General features: G+C 72.3%; 18 protein-coding genes. 5 read left to right on the top strand and 13 right to left on the bottom strand.

Annotated elements, in window-relative coordinates:
* Window positions 1-137: 137 nt before the first annotated feature.
* The 4 genes from DMB66_RS36795 to DMB66_RS36780 form a co-directional block, all read right to left on the bottom strand.
* Window positions 138-3239 carry a GH92 family glycosyl hydrolase gene (locus DMB66_RS36795; RefSeq protein ID WP_125808743.1) on the bottom strand — a complete coding sequence of 1034 codons (3102 nt, stop codon included), beginning with the start codon at window positions 3237-3239 and terminating at the stop codon, window positions 138-140.
* Between the two features lie 363 nt (window positions 3240-3602).
* Window positions 3603-4085 (bottom strand): hypothetical protein, encoded by a 483-nt coding sequence (locus tag DMB66_RS36790; RefSeq protein WP_125808742.1) that lies wholly within the window; start codon window positions 4083-4085, stop codon window positions 3603-3605.
* A gap of 86 nt (window positions 4086-4171) precedes the next feature.
* Complete coding sequence (locus DMB66_RS36785; RefSeq protein ID WP_233625100.1) at window positions 4172-4789, bottom strand: DNA-3-methyladenine glycosylase; 618 nt, start codon at window positions 4787-4789, stop codon at window positions 4172-4174.
* 10 nt (window positions 4790-4799) lie between these two features.
* A complete protein-coding gene (locus tag DMB66_RS36780; protein ID WP_125808740.1) occupies window positions 4800-5906 on the bottom strand; it encodes a citrate synthase 2 in 1107 nt (368 codons plus the stop codon).
* 67 nt (window positions 5907-5973) lie between these two features.
* On the opposite strand from DMB66_RS36780, the gene DMB66_RS36775 reads away from it, so the two are divergent.
* Window positions 5974-7209: a citrate synthase gene (locus tag DMB66_RS36775; protein ID WP_125808739.1), complete on the top strand. Its 1236-nt coding sequence runs from the start codon at window positions 5974-5976 to the stop codon at window positions 7207-7209.
* 138 nt (window positions 7210-7347) lie between these two features.
* On the opposite strand, the gene DMB66_RS36770 is transcribed toward DMB66_RS36775, so the two are convergent.
* The 4 genes from DMB66_RS36770 to DMB66_RS36760 form a co-directional block, all read right to left on the bottom strand.
* Window positions 7348-8922: a N,N-dimethylformamidase beta subunit family domain-containing protein gene (locus DMB66_RS36770; protein ID WP_125808738.1), complete on the bottom strand. Its 1575-nt coding sequence runs from the start codon at window positions 8920-8922 to the stop codon at window positions 7348-7350.
* A gap of 235 nt (window positions 8923-9157) precedes the next feature.
* Window positions 9158-9310, bottom strand: a complete 153-nt coding sequence (locus DMB66_RS61620; RefSeq protein ID WP_158647492.1) for a hypothetical protein — start codon at window positions 9308-9310, stop codon at window positions 9158-9160.
* Window positions 9307-10107: a CAP domain-containing protein gene (locus DMB66_RS36765; protein ID WP_233625099.1), complete on the bottom strand. Its 801-nt coding sequence runs from the start codon at window positions 10105-10107 to the stop codon at window positions 9307-9309. The genes DMB66_RS61620 and DMB66_RS36765 overlap by 4 nt, the downstream gene beginning before the upstream one ends.
* A 152-nt stretch (window positions 10108-10259) precedes the next feature.
* On the bottom strand, window positions 10260-10499 hold the full coding sequence (locus tag DMB66_RS36760) for a hypothetical protein (protein ID WP_125808737.1): 240 nt from the start codon (window positions 10497-10499) through the stop codon (window positions 10260-10262).
* A 193-nt stretch (window positions 10500-10692) separates the two neighbouring features.
* Here DMB66_RS36760 and DMB66_RS36755 point away from each other — a divergent pair, with 193 nt between their 5' ends.
* Genes DMB66_RS36755 through DMB66_RS36745 form a run of 3 tightly spaced genes read left to right on the top strand, consistent with a single transcriptional unit; the run spans window position 10693 to window position 12466 of the window.
* The gene (locus DMB66_RS36755) at window positions 10693-11175 is read left to right on the top strand and encodes a type II toxin-antitoxin system PemK/MazF family toxin (protein ID WP_125808736.1); all 483 of its coding nucleotides are present in this window, start codon (window positions 10693-10695) and stop codon (window positions 11173-11175) included.
* A gap of 38 nt (window positions 11176-11213) precedes the next feature.
* Window positions 11214-11798: a hypothetical protein gene (locus DMB66_RS36750; RefSeq protein ID WP_125808735.1), complete on the top strand. Its 585-nt coding sequence runs from the start codon at window positions 11214-11216 to the stop codon at window positions 11796-11798.
* A 14-nt stretch (window positions 11799-11812) separates the two neighbouring features.
* Window positions 11813-12466, top strand: a complete 654-nt coding sequence (locus tag DMB66_RS36745; protein ID WP_125808734.1) for a nucleoside monophosphate kinase — start codon at window positions 11813-11815, stop codon at window positions 12464-12466.
* A gap of 18 nt (window positions 12467-12484) precedes the next feature.
* On the opposite strand, the gene DMB66_RS36740 is transcribed toward DMB66_RS36745, so the two are convergent.
* The 3 genes from DMB66_RS36740 to DMB66_RS36730 form a co-directional block, all read right to left on the bottom strand.
* A complete protein-coding gene (locus tag DMB66_RS36740; RefSeq protein ID WP_125808733.1) occupies window positions 12485-12880 on the bottom strand; it encodes a carboxypeptidase-like regulatory domain-containing protein in 396 nt (131 codons plus the stop codon).
* Window positions 12881-12990: 110 nt separating this feature from the next.
* Complete coding sequence (locus tag DMB66_RS36735) at window positions 12991-13998, bottom strand: serine protease (RefSeq protein ID WP_125808732.1); 1008 nt, start codon at window positions 13996-13998, stop codon at window positions 12991-12993.
* A gap of 120 nt (window positions 13999-14118) precedes the next feature.
* A complete protein-coding gene (locus tag DMB66_RS36730; protein WP_125808731.1) occupies window positions 14119-14880 on the bottom strand; it encodes a polyphosphate kinase 2 family protein in 762 nt (253 codons plus the stop codon).
* A 131-nt stretch (window positions 14881-15011) separates the two neighbouring features.
* Between DMB66_RS36730 and tyrS the strand changes: the two genes are divergently transcribed.
* Window positions 15012-16253, top strand: coding sequence for a tyrosine--tRNA ligase (tyrS, locus tag DMB66_RS36725; protein WP_233625103.1), 1242 nt, complete (start codon window positions 15012-15014; stop codon window positions 16251-16253).
* Between the two features lie 10 nt (window positions 16254-16263).
* On the opposite strand, the gene DMB66_RS36720 is transcribed toward tyrS, so the two are convergent.
* The gene (locus DMB66_RS36720) at window positions 16264-18450 is read right to left on the bottom strand and encodes a bifunctional polysaccharide deacetylase/glycosyltransferase family 2 protein (RefSeq protein ID WP_125808729.1); all 2187 of its coding nucleotides are present in this window, start codon (window positions 18448-18450) and stop codon (window positions 16264-16266) included.
* Window positions 18451-18453: 3 nt separating this feature from the next.
* Window positions 18454-18873 carry a hypothetical protein gene (locus tag DMB66_RS36715; protein WP_125808728.1) on the bottom strand — a complete coding sequence of 140 codons (420 nt, stop codon included), beginning with the start codon at window positions 18871-18873 and terminating at the stop codon, window positions 18454-18456.
* Window positions 18874-18938: the final 65 nt, after the last annotated feature.

Genomic DNA, 18938 nt, shown 5'->3' with positions numbered 1-18938 from the left:
GTGGACCTTGCCTTCTCCTAACGGGCCAGGACGGCCGGACGCCACGGCCCGGGACGGGGGCAATGTTCGTGGCAGTCCTCACGCTGTCCGGTCCGGGGCGGGCGTCGCGGGACCCGACGCCCGCCCCGGGGGCTCGGCTACGAGGTGACGAGCACCTCGTAGACGCGTGCCGCGGTGGTGCCGTCCGAGGTCGGGGTCAGCACCGCCACCCGGACGTAGCGGGCGTCGACGCCGACCGCCGTCGTGGTGGAGTCCGCGGTGTTGCCGCGCACCTGCGCCCTGGTCGTCCACGCCGACCCGTCGTCGGAGGTCTGGACGTCGAAGTCGCGGGTGTTCCAGGCCGGGTATTCGCCGCCGGCGCCCGCGTGCCGGATCAGCACCGCACCGACGCGCTGCCGACTGCCCAGGTCGGCCTGCACCCACTTGCTCGCGCCCTGCGAGCACCACTTGTCGGTCCAGCCGCCCAGCCAACTGCCGTTGAACGCCTTGGCCGGGCCCTCGGCGGCGCCGCAGGACGAATCCGCGGTGGCCGGGCGGTTCAGCGCCAGGTCGGCGGGGGCGCTGCTGCCGCCGTACACCTCAAGCTCGTAGATCCGGGCCGCCCCGCTGCTGTCGCCGGCCGGCTGGCTGGTCTCGAACCGCACGTAGCGCGCGCTGCGCGCCACGATCGGGGTGTAGGTCCGGCTGCTCTTCGAGCCGGTGACGGTCACCGCGGGCGTGAAGGTGGTGCCGTCGGTGCTGGTCGCGATCGTGAAGGCGCCGGTGTTCCAGGTGGTGTTCTCGCCGCCCAGGCCGGCGTGCTTGACGACGAACGACGACACCGTGCGCGCCGAGCCGAGGTCCACCTGCAGCTGCCGCGGCGCGGTGCCCGTACACCATTTGCTGTTGCCCGCGAGCGCGCCGTCGACCGCCTTGCCGGCGCTCTCGCTCGCGGCGCACGCCGCGGAGCCGGTCGCCGGCCGGCCCAGGGCCAGGTTCGGCCCGAGATCCGGTTCCGCGGGCGGCTGGGTCGCCCCGTCGGCGAAGCTCGGGGGTACGTCCGCAGCGCCCGTGCCCCAACTCGACGGACTGCCGCCCATGGTGAAGGCGACGGTCCCGCCGTCCGCGACGTCGCCGTACCGCAGGTAGTTGTGGCTGGTCGTGACCCCGTCGACGGACAGCGACTGCACGTAGCGGTCGGCCGCGCTGCCGCCGGTGATGGTGATGTCGCCCGGGCCGCGCCGGATGACCACGCTGGGGAACAGCGCGCCGTGCACGGCCAGGGTGTCCGCGCCGGGCGTGACCGGGTAGAGGCCCAGCGCCGACCAGACGTACCAGGCGGAGGTGGCACCCAGGTCGTCGTTGCCGGGCAGGCCGCCGGCGCCGGTGGTGAACGACTCGGCCATCACCCGGCGCACCGCGTCGCTGGCGCCGGCCGGCTTGCGGGCGGCGTTGTAGGTCCACGGCACGTTGTGCTCGGGCTCGTTGCCGATGTAGAAGTACGGCCGGCTCAGCCCGCCGTTGAGCTCGGTGAAGTGGTGGTCCAGGCGCTGCACCGCGGTGCCGGGGCCGCCCATCAGGGTGATCAGCGCGCCCATGTTGTGCGGGACCATCCAGGTGTACTGGGCGGCGTTGCCCTCGACGTACGGGCTCTCCTGCGCCGGGTTGAGCGCCGCCGACCAGGCCCCGCCGCCGTCGCGGGTGTGCAGATAGGACGATTCGCCGTTGAACAGGCTGCGCCAGTACTGCGAGCGGGTCGCGTAGGTGTCGTGCGCGGCGCTGTCGCCGAGCGCGCCGGCGAACTGCGCGATGGCGAAGTCGCTGGCCGCGTACTCCAGGGTCTCCGACGGGTTGCCGGGGATGAAGTGGTTGGCCTGGTAGGTGGCCTGGTTGCCGCGCAGCACCACGCCCTGGGTCGAGCCGCCGCTGCCGCTCTTCTTCATCAACGCCAGCGCGGCCGCCGTGTCGAAGCCGCGCACGCCGAACGCGTAGGCGCTGGCCACGATGATCGGCCCGGGGTCGCCGGGCATGACGAAGTCCTCGACGGTCTGGTGTGACCACTTGGGCAGCAGCCCGCCCTGCTGGCCGTCCAGCACCATCGACTTCATGATGTCGCTCATCACGTCCGGGGCGATCAGCGCGACCAGCGCCGCCCAGGACCGGTAGATGTCCCAGCCGGAGTAGTTCTGATAGACCGGATGCGCGGCGGTGTGCACGGCGTTGTCGAAGCCGCGGTATTCGCCGTTGGTGTCGCTGGCCAGGTTCGGGTTCTGCAGCACGTGATACAGCGCGGTGTAGAACTTCCGCAGATCGCTGTCGGCGCCCCCGGTGGCCTGCACCCGGTTCAGCGCCGCGTTCCAGGCGGCGCCGGCGTCGGCGCGCACGGTCGCGAAGGGAGCCGCCTCGGCGGTGGCGTTGTTCTGCGCGTTGGCCACGCTGACGAAGGAGATGCCGACGGTCGCGGTGACGACCGGATTCGCGGTGGTGTCGAAGGTGACGTAGGCGCCGGTGCTGGTGCCGCTCGTGGTCGCCGAGCCGGCGGTCACCGTGCCGGCCTTGAAGGTGCCGAAGCCGGTGGGCGCGCGGTCGAACAGTATCGAGTAGTACATCTTGAACGTCTTGCCGCCGCAGAAGCCGCCGGCGGTGTGCTCGCCCCAGACCCGGTTGCCGGTGATGGTGACGTTGCCGTCGCGGTCGCCGGTGGCCGAGCGGCTGGCGTTGATCAGCACCCGGGCGGTGGTGCTCGCCGGGTAGGTCAGCTTCAGCGCGCCGGTGCGCTTGGTGGCGCTGAGCTCGGCGTCCACGCCGTACCGGTCGAGCCGGTTGCGGTAGTAGCCGGGCGCGGCGCTCTCGTTGGTCTTGGTGTAGGCGGACGCGTAGCTGGTCCAGCTCGAGCCGGGGGAGGCGCCGAGCGCGCCGGTCACCGGCAGGATCGGGATGTCCTCGTTGTTGGGGCAGCCGGCGCCGTTGAAGTGGGTGAGGCTGAACGACTCGATCGTGCGGTCCCGGTCGCGGTAGCCCGACGGGGAGGCGGTGGGGGTGTCCGGGCTGAACTGCACCATCCCGAACGGCACGGTGGCGCCGGGGAAGGTGCTGCCGCCGGCTCCGCCGCCGACGGGGTTGGGGGAGTTGCTGTCGTCGGTGCCGACGAACGGATTGACGTAGGAGGTGAGGTCCGGATCCACGGCCGCATGCGCGGCCGGCGGTGCCGAGAGAACCGCGGCGGCGAGGATGACCGCCGTGGCGAGGGTACGGAGCATGGGGGTAGCCGTCCCTTCGGGTGACAACGATGTCAACTGCGTGCAGCCTATAGAAGCACGCAGATATAACTAGTTGTCAATAAAGAAACTGTCCCATTACCGCGCTGTCATCTCCCGCTCGGCGGCGAGTGCTGTCCGCCGGCCGCGCTGTCATCTCCCGCTCGGCGCCGGTGATGGTGCCCTCCACCGCTGCTTTGCACTGCTTCCCTGGAGGAAACGCCTTGCTGCTTTGCACTGCTTCCCTGGAGGAAGCACCTCGGTGCTTTGCACTGCTTCCCTGGAGGAAGCACCTCGCTGCCTTGCACTGCTTCCCCGGAGGAAGCACCTCGCTGCTTTGCACTGCTTCCCCGGAGGAAACACCCCTCAGCCGGTGCGTGCGGTGCGCCGTCCGCGCGCCAGCGAAGCGGCGGCCAGCGCGGTCCCCCCGGTGCCGATCCCGCCGAGCACCCCGAGCGCGAACCGCTGCTGATGGTCGACCTGCCGCCGCCCGGCGGCGCTGTCCCCGGCCGGCGGTTGCTCGCTCATTCCGGCGATGGCGCTGAGGCCGGCGAACCAGAAGGCGAAGAAGGCCAGGCCGGTGAGCACGAGCCCCCACCGCGGCAGGTCGGGCGGCGCCCAGACGGACCGGACCCACCCGCTCTGCGGCTGGCGGCCCCGCACGATCCGCCGGTTGGTGACGACCCCGGCGATGAACCCGGGCAGCACGAGCACCAGCGCGACCACCACGGCGACGGCGGTCGGCACCAGCCGAATCCCACCGAGCAGGGCGCCGATGAGCACGCCGGCCCACCCGACGCCGGCCACACACATGACGTCGAGCAGCAGCAACATCCGACGCGAGATCACCAGCAGAAACGCTAGTTCCCGGCCGGGCAGGCCGGGCCGGAACACCCGATTTGCCGCGTTGCGATCTTGGTGAACCGACCGATGCCTCAGGACGGCGCGCGGCGTCGGGGCGTGTGCCGCCGGTAGCCGCTGACCGTCGGGTCTCCCTTGATCCAGAACCGCCACGCAACGTCGTGCGCGGCGGTCACGCCGACCCGCGGCCCGGCCTCGACGAGTTCGGCCGGCACCGGTTCCGACGGCGGTGCGATGGTCAACGGTCCGGTGCCGTTCACGACGGAGGTCGCATTGGCCCGCCGGTCCAGCGCGAGCACCTGCATCAGCTTGGCCGGCCCGGCGGCCAGATCCCGATCCGTACGGGCGGCGGGGCGCCGCGACCGAGCGGACTCCAGCCCGTCGACGACCTCTCCGGCCCGCAGCAGCACCGCCGCGGCCATGCCCGCCTCGCCGCACACCACGTTCGCGCAGAAGTGCATGCCGTAGATCTGGTAGACGTACAGCATCCCGGCGGGACCGAACATGACCTCGTTGCGGCCGGTCACCCCGCGGTGCGCGTGGCTGGCCGGATCCCGGCCGAGCCCGCTGTACGCCTCGACCTCGGTGAGCCGGACGGAGACCCCGTTCGCGGTGAGCCGCCACCCGAGCAGTTCCCGCGCCGCCCGGTCGACCTCGGAGGCGGGAATCCGCAGCCAGGAGTAGTCGTCCACCCGCCGTACGCTAGTGGGTGGCGCCGAGGCGGTCCCAGCCGGCGAGCGAGGACGGCTCCCGGTCGGCCTCGCCGACATAGTCGGCCGACGGCCGGATGATCTTTCCGAGCCGCTTCTGCTCGATGATGTGCGCACTCCAGCCGGCCGTGCGGGCGCAGGCGAACAGCGGCGTGAAGAGATCCGCCGGTACGCCGGCGAAGTCCAGCACGATCGCGGCCCAGTATTCGACGTTCGTCTCGAGGACCCGCTCCGGCTTTCGTTCCCGCAGTTCGGCCAGCGCGGCGTTCTCCAGGGCCAGCGCGACCTCGTACCGTGGCGCGCCGAGATCCCGGGCGGCCGCCCGCAGGATCCGGGCCCGGGGGTCCTCGGCCCGGTAGACGGGATGGCCGAAGCCCATCAGGCGCTTGCCGCTGTCCAGCACCTCCCGCACGTACCCGCGGGCGTCGCCGCGCTGCTCCACGGCCTCGACCATGCCGAGCGCCCGGGACGGGGCGCCGCCGTGCAGTGGCCCGGAGAGGGAGGCGACCGCCGCGGACAGGCACGCGGCCACGTCGGCCCCGGTGCTGGCGACCACCCGGGCGGTGAACGTCGAGGCGTTCATGCCGTGCTCCGCCGCGCAGACCCAGTATCGGTCGACGGCCGCGACGCGGCGCGGATCCGGCTCGCCCAGCCACCGGATCATGAACTGCTCGGCGGCGGTCCGGCCCTCGTCGATCCGGCGCTGCGGCACGGCCGGCAGCGCCATCCCGCGGGCGGACTGGGCCACGAACGACAGCATCGTGGCCGACGCCCGGGCGAGATCCTCCCGCGCCTGCTCGTCATCGATGTCGATCAGGGGCCGCAGGCCCCAGCGCGGGGCGAGCACGGCCGTCGCCGCCTGGAGATCGACCCGGACGGCCCCGGAGTGGACCGGGGTGGCGAACGGCTCCGCCGGGGGCAGCGCCCGGGCGAAGTCGCCGTCGACCAGCAGGCCCCAGACGTCGGCGAAACTCGCCCGTTCGACCAGCCTGGCGATGTCGACCCCGCGATAGCGCAGGGATCCGCCGGTGCGGTCGGGCTCGGCGATCCGGGTGTCGAACGCGATGACGTCGGCAAGCCCTGGTTTCACGGTCAGCATCGCTTCAATGTCGGGCCCGACAATCCTCATGTCAACATTGATTCAGTCAACATGAGAAGATGACCACATGAGCGCGGAGCGGTTGCTGACGACGGAAGAGGTGGCGCGCCGGCTCGGCGTCAAGAAGGCGACGGTCTACGCGTACGTCAGCCGCGGGCTCCTCGGCAGCCGCCGCAACGCCGACGGCAAGGAGAGCCTGTTCGCCGAGCCCGACGTCGCCGCCTTCGTGGCCCGGCGCAAGCGGCCGGGCGCGGTGCCGGACGCGCCGGCCATCCACACCGGCATCACGCTGATCACCGGGGACGAGCTGTTCTACCGCGGCCACAACGCGCGGGTGCTCGCCGGGACGGCGTCCTTCGAGTCGGTCGTCACTCTCCTGTGGACTTCCAGGCTGGCGCATGTCCCGGTGGAGCCCGACCCTGAGCTGCGGGCGCTGGCCGAGGCCGTGACGGTGCCGCTGCCGGCCGGCGCCCGGTCGACCGACCGGCTCAGGGTCACGGTGGCCGCGATCGCCGCCGTGGACCGGCTGCGCTTCGACACCACGCCGGCCGCGGTCATCGCCCGCGGCCGCACGATCCTCGGCACCATGGTCGCGGCGCTGCCCGTGCGAGCGCACCCTCCGCGAGGGCAGGCCCTCGCCGACGCGTTGTGGTGCCGCCTCACCGATCGCGCGCCCACTGCGGCCGGCGTCGCCGCCCTGAACGCGGCGCTCGTGCTGCTCGCCGACCACGACCTCGCGGCCTCCACCTTCGCGGCCCGGGTGGCGGCCTCCACCCGGGCGCATCCGTACGCGGTCATCCAGGCCGGCCTGGCCGCGCTCGACGGCCCGCTGCACGGCGCGGCCAGCGACATCGTGTTCGGGCTGCTGACCGAGGTGATGCGCTCCCGGGACGCGGTCGGCGCCATCGCCGACCGGCTGCGCGCCGACGGCTGGCTGGCGGGCTTCGGGCACCCGCTCTACCCGGCCGGCGACCCACGCGCGGCCGTCCTGCTCGGCATGCTGGCGGAGCCGCCGGTCGCCGAAGGCCAGCGGGCGGTCCGGGCTGCCATGGCCGACGCGACGGCGGCCATGGAGCGGCATTCCGGGGCCGCGCCGAACATCGATTTCGCGCTCGCCGCTCTCGCCCTGCTGCACGGCATGGCGGCGGACGCGGGCGAGACGATCTTCGCCGTCGCCCGGACGGCCGGCTGGATCGCACACGCCCTGGAGGAATACGCGGACGAGCCCAGCCGGTTCCGGCCCAACGGCCGCTACTCCGGCCAGTCCCCGGGCGCGGTCCACGGGGTGTCTGGCGGATCATGACGGCCTTCGCCGGGTCCAGCTTCCGCCTCGCGGCGCGGGCCGGAAGGCCGGATACACCACCGGTATCCGACCTTCCGCCCCCTTGCGACGCGAAACCGGGACCTCGCCGCAGGCGACGCCATGATCCGCCAGACACCCCTAGCGGTTCCGCGGGCTGCTTCTCGGGTCGGCCAGCATGCGGACGAGCAGGTTCTTCGTCGCCCGCTGGATCCGTACGTCGGTGTACGGGGAGTCGATCAGCGCGAGGTTCCAGTGGAACGTCGCCGCGGCGAAGACGAGCGTGCCGCGGGCGGTCTCATAGAGGCTCGTGTTCTGCACGCGGCGCCCGCGACCGAGCCGGTCCTCGTACGGGGTGTTCGACAGCAGCGTCTGGTTCGCCTCGCGGGAGATCTTGATCTTCGGGTTCCAGCCGTCGGCCTCGACCGCCACGAGCCCGGGGATCGTGTCGCCGGCCCGGGCCCCGGTGCCCGCCCAGAACCAGTGCCGGGTCTGCGTGATGACCATCGGCACCGGCTTCGCCAGAATCCCGTTGTACTGCACGCCGAGCAGCCGCTGCTCGGCCTCGCTGTGCCGCGCGCCGAGCTTCCGCCAGTTCCTCGTCGGCCCGTGCTCGTCCGCGTGCGGGTCGGGGGCGTCCTTGTAGCAGGTCACCACCCGGTTCGGGCGGCCGTCCCGCGCGGCGTCGAAGCGGACGTGCCAGTAGATGTTGTTCGCCGCGAGGAACGCCAGGTGGGTGCCGTCGTCGACCGCCTGCTCCGTGGTGTCCCGCATCGCCTGCGACCAGTATTCGTCATGACCCGGGAAGATCATCGCGGCGTGCCGGCCCGGCGGGACAGGTCGTTCGTGCAGGTCCAGGCTCGATGCGTAGGCCACGTCGAAGCCGGCGGCTTCGAGCCAGCGGGCGGCGGCGAGGTCCAGGTCGGACCAGGTGGGCATCCCGTCCCGCGAGTAGGGGCGGTCGAACGAGACCTGGAACGCGCGATCGTCGATTCCGCCGAGCTTGTCGGGTTTGACATAGCCCTTGTAGAGGTTCTTCCCGGTCCGGCCGTCGGCGGGCCAGAGGTTGTACGCCTGGTAGGTGCTGAAGGGCACCACGACCAGGAAGTCCGCCTTGTGCTGATCGTTACGCACCACGAACGGCGTGCAGCTGCGGTAGCCGTCGTCCGTTTCGAACACTGCCAGGAAGTAGCCCGACGTCCAGGTCTCGGCGACCGCCAGGGTCCAGGCGACGGGCCAGTCGCAGGCGATCAGCCCCGTGTCGGCGTCGACGGAGGGCGCGGGCATCTCCCTGCCCTGGAGCCGGTCGCTGGTCACCATCCGCCGGCCGCCCGCTCCGCCGTAGTGACCCAGCCGGTACACCGCGACGGTGAACGCCTTGTCCCCGGCCACCGAGATGTGGAAGTCGAGCGAGCCACCGACGTTGACGGAGGTCCGGGCCGCGTAGCCCTGGATCTGGCGCGTGACGTCATCCGAGGCCCGCGCGCCGGCGGTCTGCCACCCGCGGTCGCCCTGGAGCAGGTTCTCCCGGACGATCGGGTTGGCGAGCGGGCCGGTCACCTTCTTCTCGTCGTGGGCCTTCTCGTTGTGGGCGGGACGAACTGCGGCGGTGGCGTTGGTGCTGGAGGTGGTGCTGGTGCTGGAGCAGGCGCCGGAGGTGCTGACGGCGCCGAGCGCGAGCAGGCCCAGCGCGGCACGACGAGATATGGACGGCATGGTGTTTCCCCCGTGGTGAATGCCGCCGGCCCGATCCGCCCAGTGTGCACTGTGGACAGTCGAACGACGGAGACCGGCCGTGACGCACGGCGTTTCGCTGGGCGCGCCGGGTAGGCCGGGCATCGTTGCTGATCTTTCGGCCGAGTATTACCGGCCGCCGCAACTCCGCTGCCCATCTCGGCGTGCGCGAGCACCGCCGGTAGCGCCTATGCCGGGCGCACCCGCGGCGCGGTGGTCAGCGGGCCGGGCGTCGCGAGCCCGCCGGGCGGGTGCGCTTGACCGGTCCGCACTGGCCGCCGGGCCGCTTCGGGCCGAACGGCCGCGTCGGGCCGAACATGTCGCGCAGCCGCCGGCGCCGGCCCGGGCCGCTGGGCCACCGGCCGGTCATCCGACGAAGTCCTGGGTCAGCCAGACCTGGCCGTTGGACTCGCGGACCACGCTCAGGCCGATCCGCTCGAAGCTCTTGCTCAGCAGGTTCTTCCGGTGCCCGTCCTCCGGCGGCACCTCGGCGAGCATGCTGTCGCACAGCCCGTTCGCCGCCCCGACGATCGCGGCGTCGGCGGCGCCCGCCCAGCCGTAGCCGATGTTCTCGCCCGCCGAACTCCACCGCACGCCCTGGGCGCTGAACCGCTCGCCGATGTCGCCCTCGCCCGGGCACCGGTGCTCCAGGCCGCAGTCGCCGCTCATCAGCTGGTTGTGCAGCGCCGCGGCCTTCGACAGGTTCTGGTCCAGCGACAGCGGCGCCAGGCCCTCCCCGGCGCGGGCCGCGTTGATGTGGGCGAGCACCTGGGTGAGGATCGAGCCGCTGGTCGTCGGGGCGCTCTTGGCCTTCGGTGCGGGTGCGGCGGTGGTGGCCTTGAGCTTGGTCGGCGTGACCTTCGGCTTGCGGGTGGCCGGGGCCTTCGTCGCGGGTGTCGCGCTGGTCGCCCGGGCGGACGGTGCCGCGGCGCTCGGCGGGGCGGCCGGCGCGGCGTCGTCCAGCAGCAGGTCGGTGCCGGCGCCCGGGTCGCCGCCGGGTTCGGCGACGACCAGCGGGACGTCCGCCGCGGTACGGGTGGCCGGGGGAGCGGCCTGCCGGTTGAGCCCGACGACCGTGAAGCCCACCCCGATCACCACCGCCGTGGCTCCCGCCACCAGGGTGTACCGGACTCGGTGGGCAGCGGACATCGGCACGGGAACGGTCACCTCGGGGATCGGGGGCTGCGGCCGCGCGGGCGCGGCGGGCTGCCGGGTGGGGGACGGCGGCCCACCGACTATGCGGCCCGCCGCCTCCGGGTGGGCGTCTCCTCAGGTGCGCTTAAGGATCGACACACGAAGACATAAGAAGCCGGGCCCGCTCAGCCGACCCAGGCCAGGAAGCGTTCGTAGAGATCGGCGGGGGTCGGCTCGCCGGAGGCGGTGAGGTCCTCGACGGCGTCGTAGAGCACCGACGCCATGTAGATCGCCAGGCCGGCCGGGAACCGTTCGTACTGTTCGGCGAGGTCGGCCTTCGCGTTCGCGCAGGGCCAGGGGTGGTCGCACACCGAGCAGTCCCAGGCCGGGCGGGCCGGCAGGTGCTCGGTCCGCGGCAGCAGCATCAGCCGCCGCCGTCATGCATGCCGAGGTCGGCCATCACGCACCCTCCGCCTTTCCAAATCTCACGCTGAGCAATGCGAGAACTACACAGAGGAGCGTTCTTGACCTAGTGTCAGTCATCGATGGGCTGTCGGCAAGAGTGCCGCCGGGCGCGCGAGGAGCAATGGCCGGCGCCCGGGCCGCTACAGTGCCCCGGTGAGCAGACTTCTCAAGGGCATCGCCGGCACGCTGCGGCGCGTCGCGGGCCGGCGTGCCCCGGCCCCGCAGGGCACCCCGCGCCCGGGCCCGCGGCAGGTCCCGGCCGCGAGCCGCGGCCGTCATCTCGAGTATTCGCCGAACCTCGACGGCGACGCCGACCCGGGCGAGATCGTGTGGACCTGGGTGAAGTACGAGGACGACCCGTCGCAGGGCAAGGACCGGCCGGTGCTCGTGGTGGGGCGCAGCGGCCGGATCCTGCTCGGCCTGATGCTCTCCAGCCAGAGCGAGCGCGACGGCCAGCGCAACTGGCTGGGCCTCGGTCCCGGCGAGTGGGACCGCGACTCGCGGCCCAGCTGGATCCGCCTCGACCGGGTTCTCGAGGTCGACGAGGACGGCATCCGCCGGGAGGGCGCGGTGCTCGACCGGGCCCGCTTCGACCGCGTCGCCGGGGTGCTGCGCCGCGATCACGGCTGGGCATAACGCGCGGCCGGCCCATGTTGACCACTAGCGTGGTGCACATGGATACGGACGTCATGGTCGGTTTCGGCGGCAAGCAGGCGTGGTTGGCCGTCCGCGACGGCGACCCGGAGCGGGTGCTGTCGGCCCTCGGCCTGCGCGACCTCGGCGAGGTGTCCTGGCGCGCGGGCATCGACCTGGCGCACCTGAGCGACGACCGGGTCGCGGTGACGCCCGCGCTGCCGGGCGCCCGGGAGACGTCCTGGGTGCTCGTGGCCGGCCGCTATCTGCTGCGCCCCGACACGATCGTGGACGTCGTCGAGCTCTCCGCGCGCCTGCGCACCGAGGTGCAGTTCTTCGCCACCCACCGGGTGACCGAGTCGCACCGCTGGCAGCGGGCCGTCGACGGCGAGCTGGTCCGCACCTTCGGCTACGTGGGACAGACCGGCGACGTCACCTCCTGGCACGGCGACCCCGACCCGGCCGAACGCTCCGCCGGGCTGCCCGCGACCTTCGCCGACGAGGAGAGCACCGTGCTCGTATCCGAACAGGACGTGCTGCGGGTCGCCGACGGGTGGAGCATCGACCCGGCCGGGCTCGACGGACGCCCGGCACCGGGCCCGCTGCGCGTGGGCGCCGCGGACTGAGAGAGGACGACACCATGCGCAAATACGTGATCATGGGTGTGCAGGGCAGCGGCAAGGGCACCCAGAGCGAGTTGCTCTGCGACGACCTCGACCTGGTGCACATCAGCGTCGGCGATGTCTTCCGCTGGCACGTGCAGCACCACACCAAGCTCGGCGCCCAGGTGCGCCGCACCGTGAACGCCGGCGAGCTGGTCGGCGACGACATGGTGGAGTCCGTGGTCCGCGACCGCCTGGATCAGCATGACTGGAACTTCGGCTTCATCATCGACGGCTTCCCGCGCAACGGCCGGCAGGCCGAGTTCTTCATGGAGAGCTACGACATCGACGGCGTCATCCACCTCGAACTGCCCGACGACGAGGTGCGCCGCCGGGTGCTCAGCCGCCGGCTCTGCCCGGGCTGCGGCATGGACTACAACCTCATCGCCGACCGGCCCAAGGTCGAGGGCCGCTGCGACATCTGCCGCACCGAGCTGATCACCCGCGAGGACGACACCCCGGAAGCGCTCGCCGGCCGGCTGCGCGACTACCACGAGAAGACCCGGCCGGTGCTGGAGCTCTTCCGCCGCAAGGAGGTCGTCTACGACATCGACGCCCGGCCGGCCGTCGAGCAGGTCCAGGCGTCGATCCGCAAGGTGCTGGGGCTGCCCGCCTATTCGCCGCCGGAGTGATCCGCGCCCGGCCGGCGGTCAGCGCAGGGTCAGGTCCAGGGTGACGGTCTGACCTGGTACGACGGTGGCGGTCCCCGCCGTCCGCCTGGTGCCGGCGACGGCGGTCACCTCGTAGCGCCCGCCGCGCAGCCGCCACTCGTAGCGGCCGTCGGTGCCCGTGCGCACGCCGATCTCCGGGATCGCGACGGCCGGGTCCTCCAGCGACGCGACCAGCACGCCGGCGTCGGCGACCGGGCTGCCGTCCGGGCGGGCGACGGCGCCGGCGATCGTGCCCATGACGGGTGACCCAGCCGGCGGCCCGGGCGGATCGGTGTCGGAGACCGGCTGGTCGCCGCCGGCCAGGACCAGCCCCACGCCGAGCAGGAGTGGCACCGCAGCGAGCAGGGCGATCGTCATCGGGCGTGGAGTCCGCACGAGGTGCTCCTTCGGGGTGGCCGGCGCTGACCCCGGTTTGGACGGGCCGGCGGCCGGGCCGGTTCCGGGTGACCCGCCGGTGGCGGGCCACCCGGGCATGTCGCGGCCGGTCAACCGCGCCAGGTGATCAGGTTGTTGAAGACCGCCTCGGTGATGCGGGTGCCGTGGTTGTCGGTCGAATGCGGCGACGAGCCGTGCAGCCCGTACGCGTGGATGGCCATCACGCACTGGCCGGTGCAGAACGAGCTGCCGGCGGCCCGGTTCTGGTAGACCGGGCTGCCGCTCTGGCAACCGAACGTGTCGTTCTGGTAGAAGACCTGCTGCGCCTGCGTGGCGGTGACGGACATGCCGGCATGGCGCCACTGCTCGCCGAAGGTCTTGTCACACGGATAGCCGGACACGGTCGTGGCGGTCCCGTTCAGCGAGGCGCTCTGCCACCAGAAGCCGAACGTGCCGGTGCTGGTGCCGGCGTTGCAGTTGAGCCGGATCGCGCCGTAGTCGTTGCCCTCGTTGCCGCTCGCGGTCCACCCGTTGACCGACAGCAGTTGGGTGGCCGTACAGGTGCCGAACGGGTTGGTGCCGCCGTTGCGGGCCGGGATGATCGTGTAGTTGGCCCGCGGGTAGAAGCCGTTGCCCCCGCCGCCGTCGGCGCCGCCGCCGGGATGCACGCAGTGGCCCGCGGTCGCGATGATGTTCGCGCCGTAGAGCCATCCGGTGCAGCCGAAGGTGGTGCTGCCGGCGGTGCGGACGATCTGCACGATCGCGCTGGTCGGGTACGTCGTGGTCGGATTCACCCGGGTCCGGCTGTCCGTGCCGATCACCGTCTGATTGATGCCGCCGGCCGGCGGTTTCGCGGCGACCTCGGGCGACTTGGTGGGAGCGAGGTCGCCGGTGCCCTTGGTGCCCGAGGCGCCGGCCCCATCGACGCCTGCGGCGTTCGTCAGGAGATGCCCGCCACTCGGCGGTGCCTTGTCGTCGGCGACGGCGGCGTTCGGGTCGGCCGCCGTGCCGGGCGCGGCCGACGCGGGTGAGGCCATGCCCGCTATCGCCAGGCTCAGCGCTGCGCCGCCGATCAGGACCGCCGAGCGCAGCCGGGCCAACGGTGGACTGAGTCGCATGTGGATCCCCCTCTGGTCGGGCCCGGGCCGGACGCCAGGGCCGCAGAGCGGAATGTATTCAGATATATAGATCGATGGACGGCTCTATCCATGGTCCGACACGCCGGCTGTCGGATGCTGTCAGTCGGCGTCGTGGATGTCGTAGCCGCGCTCGGTGAGCTTGGTTTCGAGGGTGTGGCAGACGTGCTCGACGACGGCGACCCGGGCGTAGGGCTTGCTGTCCCCGGCGACGATCTTCCAGGGCGCCCGCTTCTTGTCGGTCCTGGTGACCATGTCCTCGACGGCGTCCTCGTAGTCGTCGCGGTGGTCGCGGTTGCGCCAGTCCTCGTCGGTGAGCTTCCAGGAGCGCAGCGGGTCCTGGGCGCGGTCCTCGAAACGGCGCAGCTGTTCCTCGGGGGAGACGTGCATCCAGAATTTGATCAGGATCATGCCCTCGGCGGTGAGGGTGCGCTCGAACTCGACGATCTCGTCGTAGGCGCGGGTCCACTGTTTCGCGGTGGCGAAGCCTTCGACGCGTTCGACCAGGACGCGGCCGTACCAGGAGCGGTCGAGGACGGTCATGCCACCCCAGCCGGGCAGGACAGCCCAGAACCGCTGGAGGAAATGGTGCCTCTTCTCGTCGTAGGTGGGCGCCGCGAACTGGGAGACGCGGACGTGCCGGGGGTCGAGGGGCGCGACGAGGCGTTTGATGGCGCCGCCCTTGCCCGAGGCGTCCCAGCCTTCGAAGAGCACGCAGAGCGGCGGCCCGATCTTGTGGTCGCCGAGCTGGCCGCCCAGGAGCAGCCGGAGCCGCAGGAGGCGCTCCTGGGCGGCTTCGAGCCGCGCGAGGCCGTCCTTCTTCGGAAGCTTGGCCGACAGATCGACCTGTGCGAGGCGCGTCATGCCGCCATCCTCCCTGTCCAGGCGACTCGTTGCCCAGCTCTCGCGGGAGAGCGCCGGCGGGGCATCGCCAAACCCGGTGTACCCGCGTCCGCCCGATGCGGGACAATTTCGGGGTGACTCTCGTTGACGACATGCAGTGGCGCGGACTGATCCAGGACTCCACCGACCCCGATGAGCTGCGCAAACACCTCGACGGCGGTGCGATCACGTTCTACGTCGGCTTCGACCCGACCGCCGCCTCCCTGCACGTCGGCAACCTCATGCAGGTGGTCACGGCCCGCCGCCTGCAACTGGCCGGGCACCGCCCGCTGTTGCTGGTCGGTGGCGCGACGGGCCAGATCGGCGACCCGGGCGGCAAATCGGCCGAACGCGTGCTCAACCCCCGCGAGGTGACCGCCGGCTGGGTGCTGCGCATCCGCGACCAGCTCGCCCCGTTCGTCACCTACGAGGGGGCGAACGCGGCCACCATGGTCAACAACCTGGACTGGACGGGCGAGCTGTCGGTGATCGACTTCCTGCGCGACGTCGGCAAGCACTTCCCGGTCAACAAGATGCTGGCCCGTGACGTGGTGAAAAATCGCCTGGAGACCGGCATCAGCTTCACCGAGTTCAGCTACCAGCTCCTGCAGGCCAACGACTACCACGAGCTGCACCGGCGGCACGGCTGCTCCCTGCAGTTCGGCGGCTCCGACCAGTGGGGCAACATCACCGCGGGCGTCGACTTCGTCCGCCGCCGCGGCGCAGGCCCGGTGCACGCGTTCACCACCCCGCTGGTCCTCAAGGCGGACGGCACCAAGTTCGGTAAGAGCGAGGGCGGCGCCACCTGGCTCGACCCGGCGATGACCTCGCCGTACGCGTTCTACCAGTTCTGGGTCAATGCCGACGACCGGGACATCCCGCTGTACCTGCGCTACTTCAGCTTCAAGAGCCACGAGCAGATCGAGGAGCTGGAGAAGGCCACGGCCGAACGGCCGCAGGCCCGGCTGGCGCAGCGCGAGCTGGCCTTCGAGATCACCGCGCTGGTGCACGGCGAGGAAGAGGCGAAGCAGGCGGTCACGGCCAGCCAAGCGCTGTTCGGCCGGGGATCCCTGGAGGAGCTCTCGGCGGACACGCTGCGGGCAGCGCTGTCCGAGGCCGGGTTGACCGAGGTACGCGGTGAGCTGCCGACCGTGACGGCGCTGTTGCAGTCGTCGGGGCTGGTGAAGAGCGGGGGCGAGGCGCGCCGGACGATCGCCGAGGGCGGCGCGTACCTGAACAACGAGCGCCTCACCGACCCGGAAGCGCAGGTCCCGGAGTCGGCCCTGCTGCGGGGCCGCTTCCTGGTCCTGCGCCGGGGCAAGCGAACCTTCGCGGGGGTCGAAGTGATCCGGTGACCCGCACCGGCTAGTTGATCGGCCAGTGGGCGGACCGCACGGCCGGCTGCCCGGGGTGCGGCCTCGGGAGCGGTTCCGGCGTCGTCGCGGCGGCGTGTGCCGTGGCGGCGCCGGTCCGCACCATCCGCTGCCAGCCCAGCCGCCCGCCGAGCAGGGCCATCACCGCCGACTGCACCACCACCAGATACATGAGCTGGCGATACACGATCTGCTGCAGCGGCAGGCTCCACAACGGGCCGTAGCTCTCGCCGTCGAGCTTCAGCGCGTAGGCGGCGGTCGCGACCTGCACCGCGGTGAATCCGGCCCAGACCGCGACGACCTTGTCGAGCGGCAGGAAGAAGAGACCGTAGAGGCCGTACACGTCGACCATGGGCGCACTCAGCGGCAACAGCACCTGGAAGACCAGCAGATAGCCGAGGCCGCGGCGGCCGAGCCGGCCCGCCGGGCCGCGCTGGGCCAGGGCCCGCCGGTGCTTCCACATCGCCTGCATGGTGCCGTAACACCAGCGGTAGCGCTGGCGCCACAGTTGCCGCAGCGACGCCGGCGCCTCGGTCCAGGCGACGGCGCTGGGCTGGTAGGCCACGCGCCAGCCGGCCCGGATCACCGCCATGGTGAAGTCGGTGTCCTCCGCCAGGGTGTCCGGCGAGACCCCGCCGACATCACGGACGGCCGCCCGGCGGAAGGCCCCGATCGCGCCGGGCACCGTGGGCATGCACCGGCCGACGTCGAACATCCGCCGGTCCAGGTTGAAGCCGATCACGTATTCCAGGTGCTGCCAGCGGCCCAGCAGCCCGCCGCGGTTGGCGACCTTGGTGTTGCCCGACACCGCGCCGACACCCGGGTCCCGCATCGGCTGGATCAGCCGCCCGACGGCAGCACGCTCGAAGACGGTGTCGCCGTCCACCATGATGAAGATGTCGCCGCGGGCGTACCCGACGCCGGTGTTCAGCGCGGCCGGCTTGCCGGCGTTGCGCTGCCGGATCACCCGGACGCGGGGCAGCCTGAGCCGCTCCACGACGCCGGCGGTGTCGTCGCTGGAGCCGTCGTCCACGACGATCACCTCGAGCAGCGGATAGTCGCTGGCGAGCAGCGACCGCACCGTACCGGCGATGTTGGCGGCCTCGTTGTAGGCGGGCACGATCACCGACACCAGGCCGAGGTCGACCAGCGGTTCAGCGTCGAGCGCGCGAACCCGGCGCAGGTGCGCGCGAGCACACCACAGCTGCACGAGCAGGCGCATCGCGGCGAGCACCAGCGCGATCAGCATCAGGACCGTCATCGCGTGGGCCAGCCAGCCGCCGGACACCTGCGCCAGCCGCAGCGCGTGCCCGCGCCAGCGCTCACCGGCCGAGGCCCGTGGCGCCGCCGGCAGCCCCAGCCCCTCGGAGAGCGTGACGAACCGGTAGCCCTGCCTCCGCATCGCCGGGATCATCTGGTCCAGAGCGGCCACCGTCTGCGCCCGATCGCCTCCGGAGTCGTGCAGCATCACTACCGCACCGGCATCGCGTGCCGGCCGCGCCGCCCGCACGATCGCCGCGACGCCGGGGCGCCGCCAGTCCTCGGTGTCGCGGTCGGTCAGCGCCACCAGGTAGCCCTGCGCGCCGATCCGCCGCAGCGCGGTGAAGTCGGCTCCGGTGACCGCGTCCGGTGCCGAGGAGTACGGCGGCCGCATCAGCACCGGCCGGTAGCCGGTGGCGGCGGCGATGGCGTTGCGGGTCAGGGCCAGCTCGGCGTCCAGCAGCCAGCCCGGGGCGCCGGCCGTGGTCAGGTGGCTGAACGTGTGCGAACCGATCTCGCTGCCCGCCGCGACGACCTGACGGGAGATCTCCGGATGTTCGTTGACCCGGGACCCCACCTGGAAGAACGTCGCGTGGGCGCCGTGCCGGGCCAGCACCGCGAGAATCCGGGGCGTCCAGACCGGATCGGGTCCGTCGTCGAAGGTCAGCGCGATGGTCCTGGCCGGCATCGCCCGGCTGCTCACCGCCCCGTCAGCCGCGATGCGCTGCACGGCCGCGCCGTCGCGGACGGCGGCCGGCACCCGGCCACCGGCGCTGGCGACGGCGGGCTCGCCGCTGCCCTCCGCGCCGGCATGGTTCACGTACCCGTTCAGCGACAACTCCGCCAGCAACACCAGCATGAGCAGGGCCAACAGCGCCCAGTGCGCGCGGGGAGCGGGCTGCCGTACCCGTTTGCCCATCCGTCATTTGTCCTTGCTCTTGCGCGGATTCGGCGTGTGCGTGGGCACCCGCCGGTGCGGATTCACGGACGCGGCGGGCGTGCTGCTGGGCGTCGCGCTGGCGGGTGCCGGAACCGTGGTCACGAGCGCGGCCGGGGCGGTGGTGCGCCGCACGGCAGCCGTCGTCGGCGCCGGCGGCCGGGTCGTCCGGGGACGGACCGACACCGCGGAGTCCGGCCGGCCGACGCGCAGCTCGTCGGTGCCGCCCGGCCAGCCCGGCACCGAGCCCGGTCCGGTCCCGGTGAACCCGGCGACCAGCGCCACCGAGGCGATCAGCAGCACGAGACCGCCGCCCGAGCCCGCAGCCACGAACAGCCGCCGGCGTCGGCCGGTGCGGTCCAGGAACACCGGATCCGCGGCGCCGGCCACTTGCCTCATCGTCATCGCCTCGCTTCTCACCGGGTGCTCTGTCTCTTGCTGTGGCTCTGTTCCTTGCTGTGGCTCTGCTC

The sequence above is a fragment of the Actinoplanes sp. ATCC 53533 genome (genome assembly GCF_003947245.1).
This window is presented reverse-complemented; position numbering and strand designations above follow the sequence as displayed.

Bases quoted from the DNA above. Each gene is read 5' to 3' on its own strand.
- DMB66_RS36795 (WP_125808743.1), bottom strand. From the start codon at position 3,239: ATGCTCCGTACCCTCGCCACGGCGGTCATCCTCGCCGCCGCGGTTCTC.
- DMB66_RS36780 (WP_125808740.1), bottom strand. From the start codon at position 5,906: ATGCTGACCGTGAAACCAGGGCTTGCCGACGTCATCGCGTTCGACACC.
- DMB66_RS36775 (WP_125808739.1), top strand. From the start codon at position 5,974: ATGAGCGCGGAGCGGTTGCTGACGACGGAAGAGGTGGCGCGCCGGCTC.
- DMB66_RS36770 (WP_125808738.1), bottom strand. From the start codon at position 8,922: ATGCCGTCCATATCTCGTCGTGCCGCGCTGGGCCTGCTCGCGCTCGGC.
- DMB66_RS61620 (WP_158647492.1), bottom strand. From the start codon at position 9,310: ATGACCGGCCGGTGGCCCAGCGGCCCGGGCCGGCGCCGGCGGCTGCGC.
- DMB66_RS36760 (WP_125808737.1), bottom strand. From the start codon at position 10,499: ATGCTGCTGCCGCGGACCGAGCACCTGCCGGCCCGCCCGGCCTGGGAC.
- DMB66_RS36750 (WP_125808735.1), top strand. From the start codon at position 11,214: ATGGATACGGACGTCATGGTCGGTTTCGGCGGCAAGCAGGCGTGGTTG.
- DMB66_RS36745 (WP_125808734.1), top strand. From the start codon at position 11,813: ATGCGCAAATACGTGATCATGGGTGTGCAGGGCAGCGGCAAGGGCACC.
- DMB66_RS36735 (WP_125808732.1), bottom strand. From the start codon at position 13,998: ATGCGACTCAGTCCACCGTTGGCCCGGCTGCGCTCGGCGGTCCTGATC.
- DMB66_RS36730 (WP_125808731.1), bottom strand. From the start codon at position 14,880: ATGACGCGCCTCGCACAGGTCGATCTGTCGGCCAAGCTTCCGAAGAAG.
- tyrS (WP_233625103.1), top strand. From the start codon at position 15,012: ATGCAGTGGCGCGGACTGATCCAGGACTCCACCGACCCCGATGAGCTG.
- DMB66_RS36720 (WP_125808729.1), bottom strand. From the start codon at position 18,450: ATGGGCAAACGGGTACGGCAGCCCGCTCCCCGCGCGCACTGGGCGCTG.
- DMB66_RS36715 (WP_125808728.1), bottom strand. From the start codon at position 18,873: ATGACGATGAGGCAAGTGGCCGGCGCCGCGGATCCGGTGTTCCTGGAC.